Origin of the sequence: Thalassospira sp. HF15, from assembly GCF_011806525.1 — a bacterium.
Taxonomy (GTDB): Bacteria; Pseudomonadota; Alphaproteobacteria; order Rhodospirillales; family Thalassospiraceae; genus Thalassospira.
Map to the genome: position 1 here is coordinate 1 of NZ_JAAVKI010000006.1, position 17,204 is coordinate 17,204.

The 17,204-nt window shown below is 53.0% G+C and carries 17 protein-coding genes and 1 pseudogene; 6 read left to right on the plus strand and 12 right to left on the minus strand.

The window, feature by feature from the left end:
• The 8 genes and pseudogenes from HED22_RS19810 to HED22_RS14085 form a co-directional block, all read right to left on the minus strand.
• Positions 1–239, minus strand: a pseudogene (locus tag HED22_RS19810) (hypothetical protein); the annotation flags it as partial.
• Positions 240–510: 271 nt separating this feature from the next.
• A complete protein-coding gene (locus HED22_RS14055) occupies positions 511–1,860 on the minus strand; it encodes a flagellin (protein ID WP_167723321.1) in 1,350 nt (449 codons plus the stop codon).
• Between the two features lie 110 nt (positions 1,861–1,970).
• Positions 1,971–2,441, minus strand: a complete 471-nt coding sequence (fliW, locus tag HED22_RS14060; RefSeq protein WP_167723323.1) for a flagellar assembly protein FliW — start codon at positions 2,439–2,441, stop codon at positions 1,971–1,973.
• A gap of 99 nt (positions 2,442–2,540) precedes the next feature.
• Entirely contained in the window at positions 2,541–3,770 is a 1,230-nt protein-coding gene (locus tag HED22_RS14065; protein WP_167723325.1) for a flagellin, read from the minus strand.
• Between the two features lie 27 nt (positions 3,771–3,797).
• Positions 3,798–6,209 (minus strand): flagellar hook-associated protein FlgK, encoded by a 2,412-nt coding sequence (flgK, locus tag HED22_RS14070; RefSeq protein WP_167723327.1) that lies wholly within the window; start codon positions 6,207–6,209, stop codon positions 3,798–3,800.
• A gap of 17 nt (positions 6,210–6,226) precedes the next feature.
• Positions 6,227–6,688, minus strand: coding sequence for a hypothetical protein (locus tag HED22_RS14075; RefSeq protein WP_167723329.1), 462 nt, complete (start codon positions 6,686–6,688; stop codon positions 6,227–6,229).
• Between the two features lie 2 nt (positions 6,689–6,690).
• Positions 6,691–7,035 (minus strand): rod-binding protein, encoded by a 345-nt coding sequence (locus HED22_RS14080; RefSeq protein WP_254870061.1) that lies wholly within the window; start codon positions 7,033–7,035, stop codon positions 6,691–6,693.
• Positions 7,036–7,037: 2 nt separating this feature from the next.
• Entirely contained in the window at positions 7,038–8,180 is a 1,143-nt protein-coding gene (locus HED22_RS14085) for a flagellar basal body P-ring protein FlgI (RefSeq protein ID WP_167723333.1), read from the minus strand.
• Between the two features lie 371 nt (positions 8,181–8,551).
• Here HED22_RS14085 and HED22_RS14090 point away from each other — a divergent pair, with 371 nt between their 5' ends.
• Together HED22_RS14090 and dksA are read left to right on the plus strand one after the other, a co-directional pair.
• On the plus strand, positions 8,552–8,995 hold the full coding sequence (locus tag HED22_RS14090; RefSeq protein ID WP_167723335.1) for a flagellar assembly protein FliX: 444 nt from the start codon (positions 8,552–8,554) through the stop codon (positions 8,993–8,995).
• A gap of 150 nt (positions 8,996–9,145) precedes the next feature.
• Positions 9,146–9,562, plus strand: a complete 417-nt coding sequence (gene dksA, locus HED22_RS14095) for an RNA polymerase-binding protein DksA (protein WP_008890403.1) — start codon at positions 9,146–9,148, stop codon at positions 9,560–9,562.
• Between the two features lie 247 nt (positions 9,563–9,809).
• Here the strand turns inward: dksA and flgH are convergent, their stop codons facing one another.
• From flgH to HED22_RS14115, 4 genes are all read right to left on the minus strand, one after another.
• A complete protein-coding gene (gene flgH / locus HED22_RS14100) occupies positions 9,810–10,583 on the minus strand; it encodes a flagellar basal body L-ring protein FlgH (RefSeq protein WP_167723337.1) in 774 nt (257 codons plus the stop codon).
• 106 nt (positions 10,584–10,689) lie between these two features.
• On the minus strand, positions 10,690–11,634 hold the full coding sequence (flgA, locus tag HED22_RS14105) for a flagellar basal body P-ring formation chaperone FlgA (protein WP_167723339.1): 945 nt from the start codon (positions 11,632–11,634) through the stop codon (positions 10,690–10,692).
• A 173-nt stretch (positions 11,635–11,807) separates the two neighbouring features.
• Complete coding sequence (gene flgG / locus HED22_RS14110) at positions 11,808–12,593, minus strand: flagellar basal-body rod protein FlgG (RefSeq protein ID WP_167723341.1); 786 nt, start codon at positions 12,591–12,593, stop codon at positions 11,808–11,810.
• A 67-nt stretch (positions 12,594–12,660) separates the two neighbouring features.
• Positions 12,661–13,419, minus strand: a complete 759-nt coding sequence (locus HED22_RS14115) for a flagellar hook-basal body complex protein (protein ID WP_167723343.1) — start codon at positions 13,417–13,419, stop codon at positions 12,661–12,663.
• A gap of 349 nt (positions 13,420–13,768) precedes the next feature.
• On the opposite strand from HED22_RS14115, the gene HED22_RS14120 reads away from it, so the two are divergent.
• The 4 genes from HED22_RS14120 (at position 13,769) to HED22_RS14135 (ending at position 17,168) form a co-directional block, all read left to right on the plus strand.
• A complete protein-coding gene (locus HED22_RS14120) occupies positions 13,769–14,380 on the plus strand; it encodes a flagellar basal body-associated FliL family protein (RefSeq protein WP_368484508.1) in 612 nt (203 codons plus the stop codon).
• 42 nt (positions 14,381–14,422) lie between these two features.
• A complete protein-coding gene (gene fliM, locus HED22_RS14125) occupies positions 14,423–15,580 on the plus strand; it encodes a flagellar motor switch protein FliM (protein WP_167723345.1) in 1,158 nt (385 codons plus the stop codon).
• Positions 15,580–16,281 (plus strand): DUF6468 domain-containing protein, encoded by a 702-nt coding sequence (locus HED22_RS14130; protein WP_167723348.1) that lies wholly within the window; start codon positions 15,580–15,582, stop codon positions 16,279–16,281. Before fliM ends, HED22_RS14130 begins: the two co-directional genes overlap by 1 nt.
• Positions 16,282–16,433: 152 nt before the next feature.
• Entirely contained in the window at positions 16,434–17,168 is a 735-nt protein-coding gene (locus HED22_RS14135) for a MotE family protein (RefSeq protein WP_167723350.1), read from the plus strand.
• Positions 17,169–17,204: the final 36 nt, after the last annotated feature.

The window sequence follows — 17,204 nt, forward strand, 5'->3', positions numbered from 1 at the left end:
GCACCGATGGCCATGGAGGCAGCATCGTCGCGGGCCGAAACAACACGGGTACCAGAAGACAGTTTGGAAAGGGAACGAGTCGCCATCTCATCGGATGCCGACAAGTTACGGTGCGCAACGTTCGCTGCATAGTTGGAAATAATATTAAGAGCCAAGATTTTTCTCCTACATGGATACTTCAGCAGGGGGTGCCTGCTGATTTGTTCCCGACTAAATGTCGGCAACTTCTCTACGAGCACTTTGATCGCAAAGAAAGTCGGATTATAACCTGCACCGTAGGTTGGGTATTGTCCAGAAAAAAATTAACTGATTGTTAATTGGTGATTTCAACATCTTGTCTGATCTTTTTGAAAGACGTTTGACGATTACTATCGTTTTCCGGGTGACGAATTACATAGTTCAAAGATTAGAAGCGCTAAATTTCGGATGATATGCAGGAATGATTCCCGCGATAAAAAAAGAGGGCGATCCAAAGATCGCCCTCGTAAAATTCCCCAAAATGAGAAATTCTTACCCTTGTAGCAGACGCAGCAGGTTCTGCGGCATCTGGTTTGCCTGTGCCAGCATGGCGACACCCGACTGAACGAGAATCTGCTTTGACGTAAAGTTCGTCATCTCAGAGGCAACATCCAAATCAAGCAGTGTGGAGCGTGCGGATTCTGTGTTTTCCTGGGTGGAGGCGAGGTTCTGAGCCGCAAAATCCAAACGGTTCTGATAGGTGCCGATGTTGGCACGCGAACGCTGGAGATCGTCAATTGCACGTGAAACCACCTCAACCGCACTCTGGGCGTTTGCGGCAGTATCAATGGCATTGTCGGTTAGGTCGGCGATACTCGTCTCTGTGCCTGCTGAACCACCACCCAGCGTGTCAGAGTCAACTGCTGTAAATGAGATGGCGAGGCGGTCATTTGCGGTGTTTCCTGCCCCAACCTGGAAGTCGACTGTTTGCTGCAATTGCTGCCCGTTATCGGCTGCCATGGTGACGATGTTACCGGTCGCCGAGTTAAGGCCGCTACCATTAAAGTCAGTTGCGGTGCCGAAGTCGGATGCACCGGTGTTGTCACCGCGGACGGTAGCAACCGAGGCCGAGAAGTTGGTGTTGACCGTAAAGGTCAGACCCAGTTCATCGAAATTCAAGGTGGCATTGTCGCCAGCACTGATTGCCGTGGTGCCGCCTGTGCGGTAATCGGTGATATCAATCGACTGGGTACGGTCAGCTGCGCCATCAATGGTGCTGGTAACGGTCATGATGACCTGATCACCTGCGGCGTAATTGATGTTCACTTCAAAACTGTTATCGGTAACTGTGTTCGTGTTGGTGTCAGTTGCCCAGTAGTTGTTGTCAGTTATGTTGAAGTTGTCAAAACCGTTGACTGGAACAAGAGCTTCACCAGAGCCGGCAGCAGCTAGATCACCAAAATCAAGGGCAACGTCGCCACCATCACCGAGCAGCTGAATCCCGTTGAAGTTGGTCGAAGAAGCGATACGGTCAATTTCTTCGCGAAGCTGAACAAACTCGTCGTTCAGGAAGCCGCGTTCAGTATCGGACAGGTTGCCCGAGGAGGCCTGAACGGCCAATGTTTTCATGCGGACCAGAATGTTATCAATGGTTGCCATGCCACCATCGGCAATCTGGAGCATCGAGTTGGCCTGGTTAACGTTAACCGTTGCGGTTTTAAGAGATTCTGTCGTTGCATTCAGACGTGCACCGATGGCCATGGATGCAGCATCATCACGTGCCGAAACAACGCGGGTACCAGAAGAAAGTTTTGCAAGCGATCGCGTCGCCATCGTGTCCGAAGCAGTCAGGTTTCGATGGGCGACGTTCGCTGCATAGTTGGAAATAATATTAAGAGCCATTTTATTCCTCCTACACGGATAAGATAGAATGGCTCAGGCCATTCAATCTTTCGGCGACATTGCCTTGCGGAACGTTAAAGCAATGCGCGTGCCAAGCTACTAGGCAAAAATTACAGGTCATGCTGCACAGAGTATTTTTCGTTGGGTAAGATGTGCTGCCAGGCTACCTGCCGTGCAGTGTCAACAAGAATGGGTGCGCGCAAATTGGTCGACATCGTAATGCCCTGACCACCGGGAGCGCTACGAATGGTGACAACCATAAGGATCGCCATATCCGCACTTTCGATGGCCAAGCTTTTTTGCGCAGCCAGCAAGTCCTTTTCTGCGTAAACGCCACTTTCCATATTGTACGGCGCAACGATGAAAGACAGGCTTGCATCTGTCAGGCTTTGATAAAGCTTGAACTGATCGAGCGATGTGTTGGGGATGTTTGCCAGTCCGAAGACATGGTGTTCCGGAAAGCCGAGAAGACCGACAGGCATGTAAATGCCTTTATCCCAGCTGAACTCGATGTCGCCGAAGCGTGTTTCCACGACAACGGATTCTGGTGTTTCATTCTCGGCGACGTTTTCGGTTTCCATTCCCGCAATTCTCCGACGGTCGAAAGGTTCTGTCGTGCATACTACTTAAAGTATCACCCTGACAAAACAGTTAATGACGCAATACTATCTATATCACAATCAACGCAAATAGTTAGCCAAAGATAAATCTGCGGCGCGCGAGATGGAAATAAAGCTTGCTTGCAAGGCTGTCTCGTATTGGCCCAGTTCCGCAAGTGTCAGAGGAACGTCAACGGTTTCGATATCGCTGATTGCTTGTGCAGCAAAAACCTTGAAGTCCTGGTGGCGTTCTTCGAAGCGCTCCACATTTGCGATATCAAGGCCGATCTGTCCCTGAACGTTCGGGAGGTCATTAATTGCGTCGTTAATAAAACCAAGTGCAGTCGAAAGTGCATCCTGATTTTCGGTGCTTGCAGCAATACCAAGACCCTGGACCAGTTTCTGGAATGCCGGATTATCAGCCAGAATACCATAGGAAACGTCATACTGCTCGTCGACACGCAGCTCCATGATCTGATGATCACCGCTATAGTAATCTGCGTCAGGACGCGGATTACCGATTTTCTCCATGCCAAGTGTGGAGAGCAAATCGCCTGCACCGGTTTCAGTAATGGTAATCGAGCCATTGCCGACATTTTCGATATTCAAAAGTGGCGTGCCTTCACCGCCAAGACCGCGCAGAGTTGCAATCGCGCGGTTGGTCGTGACGTTGTTAATGGCGTCCATGATGTCGCCAATATCGTCGGTTGCCGCGTTATAGTTGACGGTCGAGGTCGAGCTATTGCCATCAATATCGGTGCTGACGATCTGGATCTGACCAGTCGTGACACCAAGTGATGCCAAGGTCGTCGTTGTCGTCAACGCTCTATCAAGATCACTTAGATAATTGTCCGGTGCGCCAATCTTTTCGATATCAACAGCCGGTTCTTCGGAGCGTCCACCAGCAAACAGGTACCGTCCATCAAGGTTGGTATTGAGCAAATTGGCAATCTGTTGCAATGCCTGATCAGCTTCATTGCGGATGTTGACATCATCGGCCTGCTGAGCGGAGCTTGCCTGAATCAGCAGCGTTTTCATCTCCGTCGCAATGGTCAGCATGCTGTCGACAGCCGTTTCCATGCTTTGCAGGCGCAATTTGCCCTGCGTCGTATTGCGAAGATACTGTTCCGTGCGGGAATACTCGCCCTCAAGATTGAGCAAGCGCTGTGTACTTTCTGCGATACCGGCGTAGTTTCGAGACTTATAGCCGCTCGACGCCTGGTTCTGAAGGTCAGTTACACGCGATGCGTTTCGGAGCGCAAGGTCCGAGAGCAATGTGTGGTTCGTATAGGTCGCGACACGAGTTACCATGACAGCCTCACTTTACAAGCGTGCAGTTTAAACTGCATTGAGCAATGCATCAAACATTTCATCAACCGTGGAGATCACCCGCGCGGTTGCCGTGTATGCACGCTGAAAAACAACCAGATCAGACATTTCCTCATCAAGGTTGACGCCAGCCTCGTTCTGGATACGGGTGTTGAGGTCAACGACAAGGTTGTCCTGGAAATCAAACGAACTTTCAGCAACACGGGCCTTGGTCGCCGCCGTTGCGACGATACCTGCGGCATAATCGGTCAGGGATGTACGCTCGCCTGACAAACCGTCGGTTGCTTCAAAGTCGATATCGCTACGCTCGAAAGCGTTACTGATCGAGTTTGCAGCAGAGTTGTCGCCCTCGTGGACACCAAAATTGATGCCAAGACCCAGAACAGTCGTAAGAGCGTCCGCATTTGGAAGTCCGTCATCAGAGAAATAGAACGGATCGCCATCAGCGTCGATCACATGCAGTTTATACCCACCAAGCTGACTGTCGAATTTTACTTCAGCAGTGATGTTGTTGTCGGTCAGAGTGGCGCTGTTGTTGATCGCATCTGCAATATCCTGCAGCGACGTGTTGGTGTCATAGTTGATATTAACGTCGGTAAAATTGCCACTTACGGTCAACGTATAGTTAAGCGGTGGCGGAACAGTTGGGCCTATGCCGTTAATCGCTGCATCCGGGTCAACGACAGCGTTCGAAGTATTATAAGTATCCGCGTTCATCTGTCCGCGCACGATGCGGGACGGATCATTCTTGATCGATGCTGCAACGTCCATGTTCCCTGAAAGCGAAGGGCGATCTTCGGTGAAACCGATTTTTGAAGACATCGTCCCGGAGTCAGTGACAGTCATGTTCGCATTGTATTCGATAACAAGACGATAGCGGTCACCGTCTTCGACAATGAAGGCTGCTTCTTCTGAGGCGGCCGCTGTCATGCCTGCCCCCTGAAGGGCAGTACGAATGCTGTCACGGACGTCTTCAAGTGAGTCTGTTGCGGTGTAGTTAACCGTGATGCCAGCACCGGCCAGAACGCCGGTACCTGCTGTTAGTGTAAATGAACTGGCCGTTACGCCGAGCGCATCGGTCGAACTGCTTTGCGCTGCAGACGTAATCGCGTCCGAGCGTTTGGTGGTCGCAATAAAATCATTCAGGCCAAAATAGTGCGATGCGCCCTGTTGGCGACCATCGCTTAGCGTGATCTGGCTGTCCATCTCGTTGATAGCGACCCGATTGCCATCTTGGCCCTCAATGACCAATCGATTGTCAACCAGGGATGCTGTCAGATAGGCGCTTGCATCCGATGCGTTAATCGCATCAACAATGCCCTGAACCGTTGCCGGTGTTGTCGGCAGGTCAATATCAGCCCAACTGTCACTGGCAACAAGGTCACCATTCTGATCAAGGGCGGCAACGCGAAAGGCCCCGGTTGCGGTCAGCGGGTCGCTGCCGTCAACTGTACGTGTACCCGAAAGGTTGGCGGGTGGCGGGAAGGAGGTGCCTTTGTTGTGTTCCTGATTGATGGCATCGCGCAGTTCACCTGCCAGCTCGTTGATCTGATCATTCAGAGCCGGAATTTCGGAATCTCGCATCTCAAACAGGCCCTTGAGGGTCCCGGTACGCAGCGTGTCAGTGATGTCTTCACCGTCAAGCGAAACGCCTGAACCACCCGTGCCGGGTTCAAACCCGGCGGTCTGGGTAAAGGTAAGTTCGTTGGGGGCACGATCCAGAAGCGTGTTTGCGCCTGCTGCTGAATAGACAACGATCGAACCGTCGCTACGGCTGAAGGTCGTAATGTCGATAATTTTGGCAAGCTGATTCAGTTTCTGATCACGCTGATCTTCAAGTTCTGTGGTCGGCTGTCCAAGGTTGTTCAGACGGATAATGCCGCTATTGAGCTCAGAAATCTGGTTGAGCAACGTGTTTGCCGAATTTACTTCATCGGTGATCTGATCATCAATGTCATCACGCAGATCCTGAAGCTGGCTTGAGAGCTTCTCGAATGATTCCATGACCTGGATCGCGCTTTCGATGGCTTCGATGCGCGGAGAATTCTGATCTGGCGTAACGCCCAGTTGCTCAAAGGCATCGGCCAAATTGTTGATGCGTTGACTGATCGCAGCGTCAGACTGGGTGGTGCCAAAAAGGGTCTGGACGCGCATGAAGAATTCGTAGCGGGCTTCTTCGCGACCGGCTTTACCCAGTTCGCCGCGCATTTCACGTACCAGGCCTTCATTGACGTTTCGATAGATGTCCGCAACCTGAGAGCCGGCACCGATACCGTCAAGTGTCAGGGTTTCCTGACCGGCGATCTTCTTGGAATAGCCTTCGGTATTCACGTTCGAGATGTTCGAAGACGTGATCGCAATACGGGCTTGTGCCGTGTTAAGGCCGGAGATCGCAGTATTAAGTGCCTGAGTAAGTGACATGATACTTGCCTTTACCCTTAAAGCGTTTCGTTGACGCTATAGGCGCCACCAGATTTGTTTATCGTACGACCATACCCCCCCAGCGAAGCCTTGCTGGTCGTTGCCGAGCGGTTATAGGTCGTGCACTCTTCCTTGGACTTTTCATTGACCGCGCGCACGATCGCCTGGACCACGCGTTCGTTGGTTTCCTTGGCAGCCTGCAGGGTCGTCATGTTGCGCCGTGCGGCTTCCTGGAATTCGGCCTGCAGTTCACGCAGTTCTTCGCGTTCGTCTTCGGACAGGGCGCGAAGTTCCTTGCCACGGCTGCGCAGTTTGACAACCAGTTGTTCATACTGCATCGACAGGGCAGATTTTTCCGACAGGAACTGCTCATATTCGTTTGATGTCAGGCTGCGCAGCTCGTTTGACTCGCGCTCCAACAGGGACAGAAGGTCATATGTGACGCTTTTAAGTTGGGTAACCAGCTCTTCGGTGGTCATTTTCATCCCTCCTGGACTTTGAGGATTTCACGTGTAACGGCATCTGCAATTCCGATGCCACCCGCACGGGTCATTTCTTTGGCGTATTCATCAACCAGCATGGAGCGCATCATCGTCTCGCCATGCCCGCCGCCAAACATTTCGTTGGTTTCAATCCCGGAAAACATGTGGCTGAGCATCTGGCCAAGGAACATGGATTCAAATTCCTCGCCGGCCTTGCGTGCCTCTGCTTCGGTCTTGATATGCCCGTCGGTCAGTGAGTTCATCCGGGCGGCGATGTTGTTTTGTTTGCCGTACTGTGCGCTGGCCTGCGCCTGCGCCATGATTGCGGCAGATCCGTCGGTCATCATTACATCACCTCGATTTCAGCCTGAAGTGCACCAGACGTCTTGATGGCCTGAAGAATGGTGATCATGTCGCGCGGACCAACGCCAAGGCTGTTAAGACCGTTCACCAGTTCCTGAAGGCTGACACCACCATCCATGATACCAAGCTGGTTGTCTTCGCCTTGATCAACCTCAATGTTGGTTCGATCAACCGTTTGGGTCGTGCCCGCCTGCGCAAACGGTGAAGGCTGCGATACCTGCGGGGTTTCCGTTACACGAATTGTCAGGTTGCCTTGGGCAATCGCTACACGGTTGATGCGGACATTTTCGCCCATAACAATCGTGCCGGTGTTTTCATCAATCACGACACGGGCGATCTGATCTGGTTCGACACGAAGCTGTTCGATATCGGTCAAAAGGGCGACGATATTTTGGTCATAGCGGTCCGGGATGTTCAGGCGCACCGTGCCAGGATCGCTTGCGCGGGCCGCAACTTCGCCAAGATAGGCATTAATTGCATCGGAGACGCGGCGTGCGGTGGTGAAGTCCGGGTTGCGCAAAACAACCGACATGTCCTGCATTGAATTCAGGTTAAAGTCGATTTCGCGTTCAACAATGCCGCCATTGGCAATACGTGCCGAGGTCGGGACACCCTTGACGATGGTTTCGGCATTACCGCCGGCCGAGAAGCCACCAACCGCCAAATTCCCTTGCGCAACCGCATAAACTTCGCCGTCGGCACCGACCATCGGGGTGACAAGCAGTGTGCCGCCCTGAAGGCTTTCGGCAGTGCCAATCGCACTGATATTGACGTCGATGCGCGATCCCTGGCGCGAAAATGGCGGCAGGGTTGCGGTTGCCATAACTGCTGCGATGTTATCGGATTCAAGATCTTCGATCTGGTCGCGCACGTTAATGCCAAGGCGTTCAAGCATCGCCACCATGCTTTGACGGGTAAATTCTGCATCACCCAGATCATCGCCGGTACCATTCAAGCCAACCACAAGACCATAGCCAACCAGCATGTTGTCACGTACGCCCTCGAAATCGGCGATGTCCTTGATACGTGATTGTGCATGTGCAGGGGTAAGCTGCATCAGGGCAAGCATTCCCAGCGCGAGCGTTGCGAGCGCATTGCGTGCTATTTTGCCAAGACCTGTGATCATACTCTTACTTCCGCTTTTACGTTGAATGCATGGCATCCGGTAAATGAGGCGATTGATCGGATTAATCGCGTTTGCAAACTTATTTGCGAAAACCGTGCCAACTGAGGCTTTCTGCAGGTACAAAGCTACGAGAGCCGCAGGACCGCAGAAATCTGGTCCTTTTTTGAGGGGGCGCAGTAGTTTTCGGGATGCAATCGAGACAACCCGGCATTTTTTTCCCGTTGCGCCTCCAGCGCGATTGAGGGAGACTCTCGTCTGAAAGTCATGTTGATGGTGTTCCATCAATGCCTTTTATGGCTGACGCCAGCATGTAATATATGCCCTGCATATGTTCATTGAACGCGTCTACAACAACTGAGCGGAAACGGATCATGAAGGTTAGCGGTTCCAAGGCGACTGGAGCGGGGGCAACTTCCCGCAAAAAATCTTCCGGTACGTCTGGCGGAAGCGGTTTTGCCGATGCCATGCGTTCGCTCGACTCTTCTGGTGATGCAGGTGGGGCGGCTGGTGTTCACAGTAGCGGGTCTGTCAGTGCGCTTGATGCGTTGCTTGCGCTTCAGCAAAGTGGGGATGCGCTGGATTCGCCAAAAAAGACGGCGATGCTTCGCGCCAAAAGCATGCTGGAACAGCTGGAAGCCGTGCGCGACGGTTTGCTATGTGGTCAGCTATCACCTGCACGCTTGCAGCAACTGGTTGGTTTGCTTGATCAGCAGCGTGAAACGATTGATGATCCGGAACTTACTGCTGTTCTGGACGAGATTGATCTGCGCGCCCGGGTCGAGCTGGCGAAACTGGAAGTTTCCGGCCTGATCTGACTGTTAAATTTACAGTGTTATTTTCTGAAAAATCGCAGATTTCTGCGGTGTTGAGGGGTGATTGACAATTATTTGTTCAATCGGCTTGCACCGTTGGCGTGCGCCATCTATATTGCCGCGCGATCGATGAGTCCTGTATAGAGGGCATACATGACTATCACTTTACCACCAGACTATCGTCCTGCTGAGGACGAAGAGTTCATGAACCCGCGTCAGCGGGAATATTTCCGGCAGAAACTTCTGACCTGGCGGGCAGAACTTCTGCACGAATCTTCGGAAACATTAGCGAACCTGCAGGATGGCGGGCTTCAGGAACCGGACCTTACCGACCGCGCGTCGGCCGAAACGGACCGGGCACTTGAACTTCGTACTCGTGACAGGGCGCGCAAGCTTATTTCAAAAATTGATGCTGCTTTGCGTCGAATTGAAGACGGATCATACGGTTACTGTGAAGAAACCGACGAGCCGATCAGCTTGAAAAGACTTGAAGCTCGTCCGATTGCGACCCTGAGCATCGAAGCCCAGGAACGCCACGAACGGATGGAGCGCACACGTCGCGACGATTGATCGCGCCGGGTGGAAAAAAATACTTTGGATCTGGCTTGGCCGGTCCACGTCATGCAACGACATGACATTGTGGGAGATTACTGGTTAGGGATAACCAAAATCAAAAAAGCCCGGCCTTCTGGCCGGGCTTTTTCCTTTGGGGCTGTCAATTTACGTCAAAGGCCACCCGAAGGTGGCCTTTGACTGACGTTGCGTGAGGTCAACCGGAACCCGGAAAACGGGATTGAACCACACTGCTTCGCTCGATTTAGAACGGCAGAATAATGTCGAGAACTTCGCTGCCATAGCGCGGTTGCTGAACATCGGAAATGGTTCCGCGGCCGCCGTATGAAATACGAGCCTCAGCAATCTTGTCATAGTCAACCTCGTTAGCCGAGCTGATGTCGGCTGCACGAATGACGCCGGCAATTTGAACTTCGCGGATCTCGCTGTTTACACGAATTTCCTGACGACCATGAATGACATAGTTTCCGTTTGGTAGAACCTGAATAACGATGGCCGCAACCCGAAGGCTAATTGCCTCGGTGCGATCAAGCGTGCCATTGCCGCGGTTTGACGTGTTGCTAGACATATTAAACGCATTGGTCGGATCAATGCCTTCTGGCAGAACTTTTGTTAGTTCTGACTCCAATCCAAACAAGTTCGGCACGCCGAGGTCTTCAGTGTTGGTACGTGCTCGCAGAGTATTGTTAGACAGATTGGCGTTGTCTGACATTTCGACGACGACAGTGAGGATATCACCAACCTGGTTGGCACGCTGATCCTTGAAGAAAGATCGGGCACCAGCACGCCACAGCGAATTCGGGTTGCGCTCTGCGACCTGCGGGGCAGGCATCGGCAAGCTCACCGGGCGATAGGATTCTGACTGGGTCGGGTTGTCTATGCTTGAAAGCTTCGGTGGTTCACCGACTTCGGAAAGTCGTTTCATTGCGTTGCAGCCTGACAGCAGTGCAGTGGCACCGATAAGGGTGCTGACAAGCGCGAAGCGCCGCCATGATATCTGTACATTTTTACCGGGCATGAATTCCTCCTGGGTTCCTAACCGTTATTAACGCAAGGACCGTGCCAGTTATGAGGCGGTAAAAGAGGAAAAGCTTGCCGGGTTGTGTCGAGTTTCGTCGTGCAGATTATTGTGACATGGCGGGCAGGGCGCGGACTTCATTTTCGGCAACGACTTCGACCTGAATGGTCTTGTTGCTGGACTGGTTGACGACGCGGATGACGTCACCCAATGATCCGTCTTCCATGGCCTTGCCACGCGCTGTTAGCGACATGTTCGCTGTAACCAGACGAATGATCACAAGTGATCCACGCCGGACCAGAATGGGGTTGCTCAAATCCCTGAACATCAGCGGCTCGTTGGGGTTGCTGGGTCGTGTGACTTCCTTGCCAATGACATCATTGATGTCACGAATGGCCCCGGCCGGTACCCGTTCAGATCGAAAATCGCGATATTCAACCTGATCGGCACGAATGACAGATCCGCGTGATACCGGTTCGACCAATACCGGCACACTTGTCAGCGGGTAATATTTGCCGCTGATCCGATAGGTACGCTGTTGGGCCGTTTGAGCGCCGGTGGTGACACTGGCGACAAAGCGCTGGGTGCGTGAATTGATTTCAAGCGCACTTATATCAACGCTATTGCGTGCATCGACGGGGAGATGGATCTGAAAATTGTCACTCGACAGGTCGACCGTGAACGGGCGCTGAATACCGTGATCCACCAGTGAAACTTCGACTGCATCGCGGATTTCATCAATGGTAATAACCTGACTGGCCCTGGTAACCAGAACCTGATCTGCGGTGGTGCGCGGTCGCCATTCAATATTGTGACGCTGCGCAATGCCGTAAAGCCAGCGATAATCAAGAATGGTCTGTCGCCCGGGCTGGGGCGCATGCGCCACGGCAATATCTTGCTGTTGGGGATCAATACCGGAAAACAGATCGCCCAAGGTCACATACTGACCTTCGACCAAGGCATCCGGTTTGAGGAAGATAGAAGAAGTCGTCTGCTGATTGTTTGGCAGGTTGCTGCCTTGCGATGATTGCGCCTGAGCGCTCTCTGACAAAAGGGGCAGAGATGCAAGTGCGGGCAATATCGCGAGCGCAAGGATTATGTTCTTTATCTTCATCCGCCTACTATACCACGGAACGGTATACATCGCGTAAATACAGTTTGCGCAAGTTCGCGTGTCATCGAACCGCGACTTGCGCAAACGAAAAGCCTTTTCACACGCTGCTATTAACGCAGGTTGCTGACGGCGCTCATCATTTCATCCGTCGTCGAGATGGATTTGGAGTTCATTTCATAGGCACGTTGTGCCTTGATCAGGTTGGTGATTTCCTGAACCACGTTGACGTTAGAGGATTCAAGATATCCCTGCTGAACCGTGCCATAGCCGACATCGCCCGGAGCGCCGACATTGGCCTGGCCGGATGCTTCGGTTTCAAGGAACAGGTTGTCGCCCAGCGCATTCAGGCCGGGCGGATTGATAAAGGTCGCAAGCTGGATCTGGCCCAGGTTCTGAAGGGCAACCTGACCATCAATCTCGGCAAAAACTTCACCGTTGGCGTTGATTGTGACCGAGCGGGCATTGTTCGGAACCGTGATGCCCGGTTGAACAGCAAAGCCATCCTTGGTTACCAATGCGCCGTTGGCATCAAGTTTGAGCGTCCCGTCTCGGCTATATGCCGTCTCACCGCTTGGCAGGTCAATCTGAAGGTAGCCGCGGCCCTGAATGGCGATATCAAGCTCGTTCTCGGTCATGGTCAGCGACCCCTGACCCATGTAGCGACCAATCGCGGCGGTTTTAACACCAAGGCCAACCTGAACACCGGTCGGGACAATGGTGCCGGTATCGGAGGACGGCGAACCTGCACGGCGCAGATCCTGATACAGCAGATCCTGGAATTCTGCGCGCTGACGCTTGTAGCCGGTGGTGGTCATGTTGGCGATGTTGTGGGAGGTAACGTCCACGTTGGTGGACTGTGCCTGCATGCCCAAAGCGCCGATATCAAGTGACCGCATCTGTCTTCTCCTTCGATTGCGCTAATGCTGCGCGAATATTCCGTGTTATCTGCTGGGCCGCTGCCGTTTAGGCGCGGACGTCACCAAGTTTGTTGATCATGTTGCGCATACGCTCGTTCTCGCTTTCAAGGGAACGGCTGACCGATTGGTATGTGCGCAGAACGTCAATCATCTGCGTCATCGCGCTGATAGGGTTGACGTTGGATTTTTCAAGCGCCCCCTGGACGATGCCCGGGTTTTCAACCAGTTCGACCAGGTCCTGATTGTTTTCGTCTTCCGGAGCCTGATACAGGGTGTTGCCGGTCACGGTCATTTCCTGAACGTTCTCGACAGTGACCACCTGCAGTTTGCCAATCTGACCAATATCGGTGGATATGGTGCCATCACCCTTGATCTCGATCTGGCCGTCTGCCTCGTTGAAGAACAGCGGCTGACCGGCGTCGCTGAGAACAGGATAGCCATCATTGGTGATCAGTTGGCCGCCCGGATCGAGTGAAAAGTTGCCCGAACGGGTATATTGAACACCTGTCGGGGTTTCGATCGCAAAGAACATGTCCGGCCGGCTCAGAGCCACATCAAGCGGACGGTCGGTATGTTCGATGGTGCCGACGGTGGTATTGCGATACTGGGAGATGTCCTGAACCAGGGAGATTTCGCGTTCACCACGGAACGGCGCATCCTTGTTCTTGGCAATCCAGTCGGTGAACATCATGCGCTGTTCTTTGTAGCCGGTCGTATTCATGTTTGCCATGTTCTGCGACAGGTTATTCATCATGCTGCGCAGCGTCTTTTGACGGGACAGTGCAATATATGAAACGTTTTCCATGGTCGAATTTCCCTTTCAGGACTGTAACTTGACCCAAAGGAATGCGATCTGCGTGCCAGTTTTGTTAAACAATTGATTTTAATAGGGTAAAATGATGTTCGGCATTTGTTGCCGGGCGTATTTTCAAGCGAATTGGTAGAAAGTGCCGCAAAAACGACAAAGCGCCGGAAAAGGATTGCCGGGATGGTTGGACAGGATACCGCTATCAGGCAATTTATTCCGGTTGGGATGGTGCGGGCTGTTGTTTTAAGCCGTGGGGCTAAACATATGGCGCAAATATGCGAAAATTTCCGCCTGCCGCAAATCGCCAGTGGACGGAAACGCAACAGATTTTTAACGTGATAGCGTTATGGCTTTTAATCCGGCACAGTGTTTGCTGGATCAGGAAGACAGAACTTTAACCGCAGGAATTCGCGAAGCGATGGGTGACGACGTCGACGAAATAGAAATGGACGAAGGTGGCGGTGGCGGTCGCAGCAAGAAAATGCTGATCGTGGTCATTCTGCTTGTGCTGCTTTTACTGGGTGGCGCTGCTGCAGCGTATTTCACAGGCTTGCTTCAGCCGGTGATTGACATGCTAACCGGAGGCGGTGGCGCGCAGACCGAAGAGGTCATCACCGAAGATTCCATCGAAGATGCACCGGGTGTTCCGGAAAATGTCGGTTTCGTGGATCTGCCGGAGATTCTGGTCAATCTGAATACGGGCGGAGGAAAGCAGAGCTACCTTAAAATCCGGGTTAGTCTTGAAGTTGCCGATCAGGCAATGCTGCCGCAGGTCGAACAGATGATGCCGCGCATTGTCGACAACTTTCAGGTCTATCTTCGTGAACTGCGTCCCGAGGATCTTTCAGGCTCCGAAGGGATGTTCAGACTGCGTGAAGAACTTTTGATCCGGGTGAGTGCTGCGGCAGAGCCCGCAAAAATAAACGACGTTTTGTTCAAGGAAATGCTGGTACAATAAGCTTGTAGCAGCCCGAATGCCAAATTCAGGAAGCAATCGCTGATGGCTGATGATGAAGATGATGATGCTCTCGCCGCTGAATGGGAAGCCATGGCGGGCGGCGATGACGAGGATGGAGACGACGGCGGCGAGGACATGGCCGCCGAATGGGAATCTATGCTCGGCGATGATGATGATGGCGACGAAGGTGGTGACGGCGGCGATGATATGGCCGAAGCCATGGGCGGCGGTACATCTGCGCGCGTTCTGAATCAGGACGAAATTGACAGTCTGCTTGGCTTTGATGACGGTTCGGGTGCCGGAGATCAGTCTGGCATCCAGGCGATCATCAACTCGTCAATGGTGGCCTATGAACGACTTCCGATGCTTGAAGTCGTCTTTGACCGCCTTGTGCGCATGATGTCGACGTCCTTGCGTAACTTTACCTCTGACAACGTCGAAGTCTCGCTTGATAACATCCTGTCTTTGCGTTTTGGCGATTACCTGAACTCGATCCCGCTGCCGGCAATGCTTGGCGTTTTCAAGGCAGAGGAATGGGATAACTACGGGCTGCTGACAGTTGACTCAGCGCTGATTTATTCCATCGTGGACGTTCTGTTGGGCGGGCGACGTGGTACGGCGGCAATGCGTATCGAAGGCCGTCCCTACACGACGATTGAACGGAACCTTGTTGAACGCATGATCCATGTGGTTCTGGGTGACCTTTCCGCGGCGTTTGACCCGCTGAGCCCGGTGACCTTCCGGTTTGAGCGCCTTGAAACCAACCCGCGTTTCGCCACCATTGCCCGTCACGCCAACGCCGCCATCGTTGCCAAGTTGCGCATCGATATGGAAGACCGCGGTGGGCGGCTTGAGCTGCTGATCCCATATGCAACGCTCGAACCGGTTCGTGAACTTCTGCTGCAGATGTTCATGGGTGAGAAGTTTGGTCGTGACTCTATTTGGGAAAACCACCTCGCAAACGAACTTTGGCAGACCCATGTTAATCTATTGGCTGTCCTTGACGAGCAGATCATGGCACTGGGTGATGTCATCAACCTTGAAGTTGGTAACCGACTGGTTCTTAATACTGGTCCGACCTCGCCGGTCGAGGTTCGCTGCGGGGATGTGCCGTTGTTTAAGGGGTTGATGGGCCGCAAGGGTGACAGGATCGCCATTCAGGTTCGTGATCGTGCGCGCATAAACGAGGAAGATAGCTGATGGACTTTGCGTTCTATCTGGATCTTGTGATGATTGTTTTGCTGGTGGCAACGATCATCTATGCGATCATACTGAACCGCAAGCTGGCGGCCTTCCGGCGTAGCCGCGAGGATATGCAGAACTTCCTGACCGCTTTCAATGCGGCCAATGAACGCGCGGAAACCTCGATCACGGCGCTTAAGGAAATGGCTGAGCAATCTGGCGAAAAGCTGCGCGAGGATATTGAAAAGGCTGGCGCGCTGAACGAAGACCTCAGCTTTATGGTTGATCGCGGCGAAAGCATTGCCAATCGCCTTGAAAAGGCGGCGCGCGATGCCAATTCGGCACGCCGCACATCCGGAACGGCAGGTGGGGACGTACAACCGTCCTCGTCTGCCGCAGACAGTGCAAAATCTGCAGGTGGTGCCAGTGCCGGTCTTGGTCGCATGATGGGTGCTAAGAACCGTGATGACGTAATTGATGATCGCGACCGTGTCGGTGTTGAAACCCGGGCCGAAGAACTCGCAGCCAGAATGGTCGGTGAGATCGAACGCGGATCAAGCGGACCGGTTGATGACGGATATGAACGCGACGAACCTGCGCGCAATGGTGGCGCACAGGGCAGCCGGGCAGATGTATCTGATCCCTATGATCAGGACGAGGATGCCGGGCGTTCGGAAGCAGAGCGTGAATTGCTGGCTGCACTTCGGTCGGTTCGATAAGAAGTCGGAAACGGTGCCTTTTGCATCGCTTCCGGCCTTGAGATTATGAGTTTTCTTTTTATCTAAAGGGCAGGACCCCGTTCTGTCGGAATGGAAAGAAATCAATCGTGAAGGAGCATGGGCACTTTGTGCCGACATGCTTGGGTGTGTGAATGTCAGGTGTGCGTATTCTGCCGTTGGTCGTGCTGGTCGGCGTGATGGTGCTGTCGATGCGGGTGGTCAACCTGTTTTCGTACGATTCCGCCGAAACGGAATCTGTCGAACAGACAGGTGTGAGCATGGTGCAGATGGCCCAGGCCCAGGCACCTGAACCGGCGGCTGATCCTGCTGCAGAGCAGGCCGCGACACCTGAAAATGGCGATCCGGGGCTCGATAGCCCGGAAGGGCTCACCATGGAAGGGGAGCCGATTGATGGTGTCACTGGTGACTCCGATGTGCCGCCGATGCTTGGCGGTGATCCCACCCTGTTTACCCAGGAAGAAATTGACCTGTTGCAGAACCTGTCGGTGCGTCGCGGCGAGCTGGACCGCAAGGAACAGCGCCTTGATGAGCGTGAAAGCCTGATTGCCGCAGCCGAAGCGCGCATTGATGCCAAGATTGAGGAAATGAAATCCCTTAAATCGGCGATCGAAGGTCTGGTTGAAACCAAGGAAGCGCAGGAAGACGATCGCATCAAAAAGCTGATCAGCGTCTATGAAAAAATGAAACCGAAAGATGCCGCGCGCATCTGGAACGACCTTGATATGGATATCCTTTTGCAGGTTGCCCTTGGCATGCGCGAAGCAAACACGGCGGCGGTTCTGTCTGAAATGACACCAGACCGTGCACGTGCGCTGACATCCGAGTTGGCTTACAAGCAGGATATCAATATGTTGCCGCTGCAATAAGGGGCATAGTGCAATAGATTGACCGCGCGGTTCATA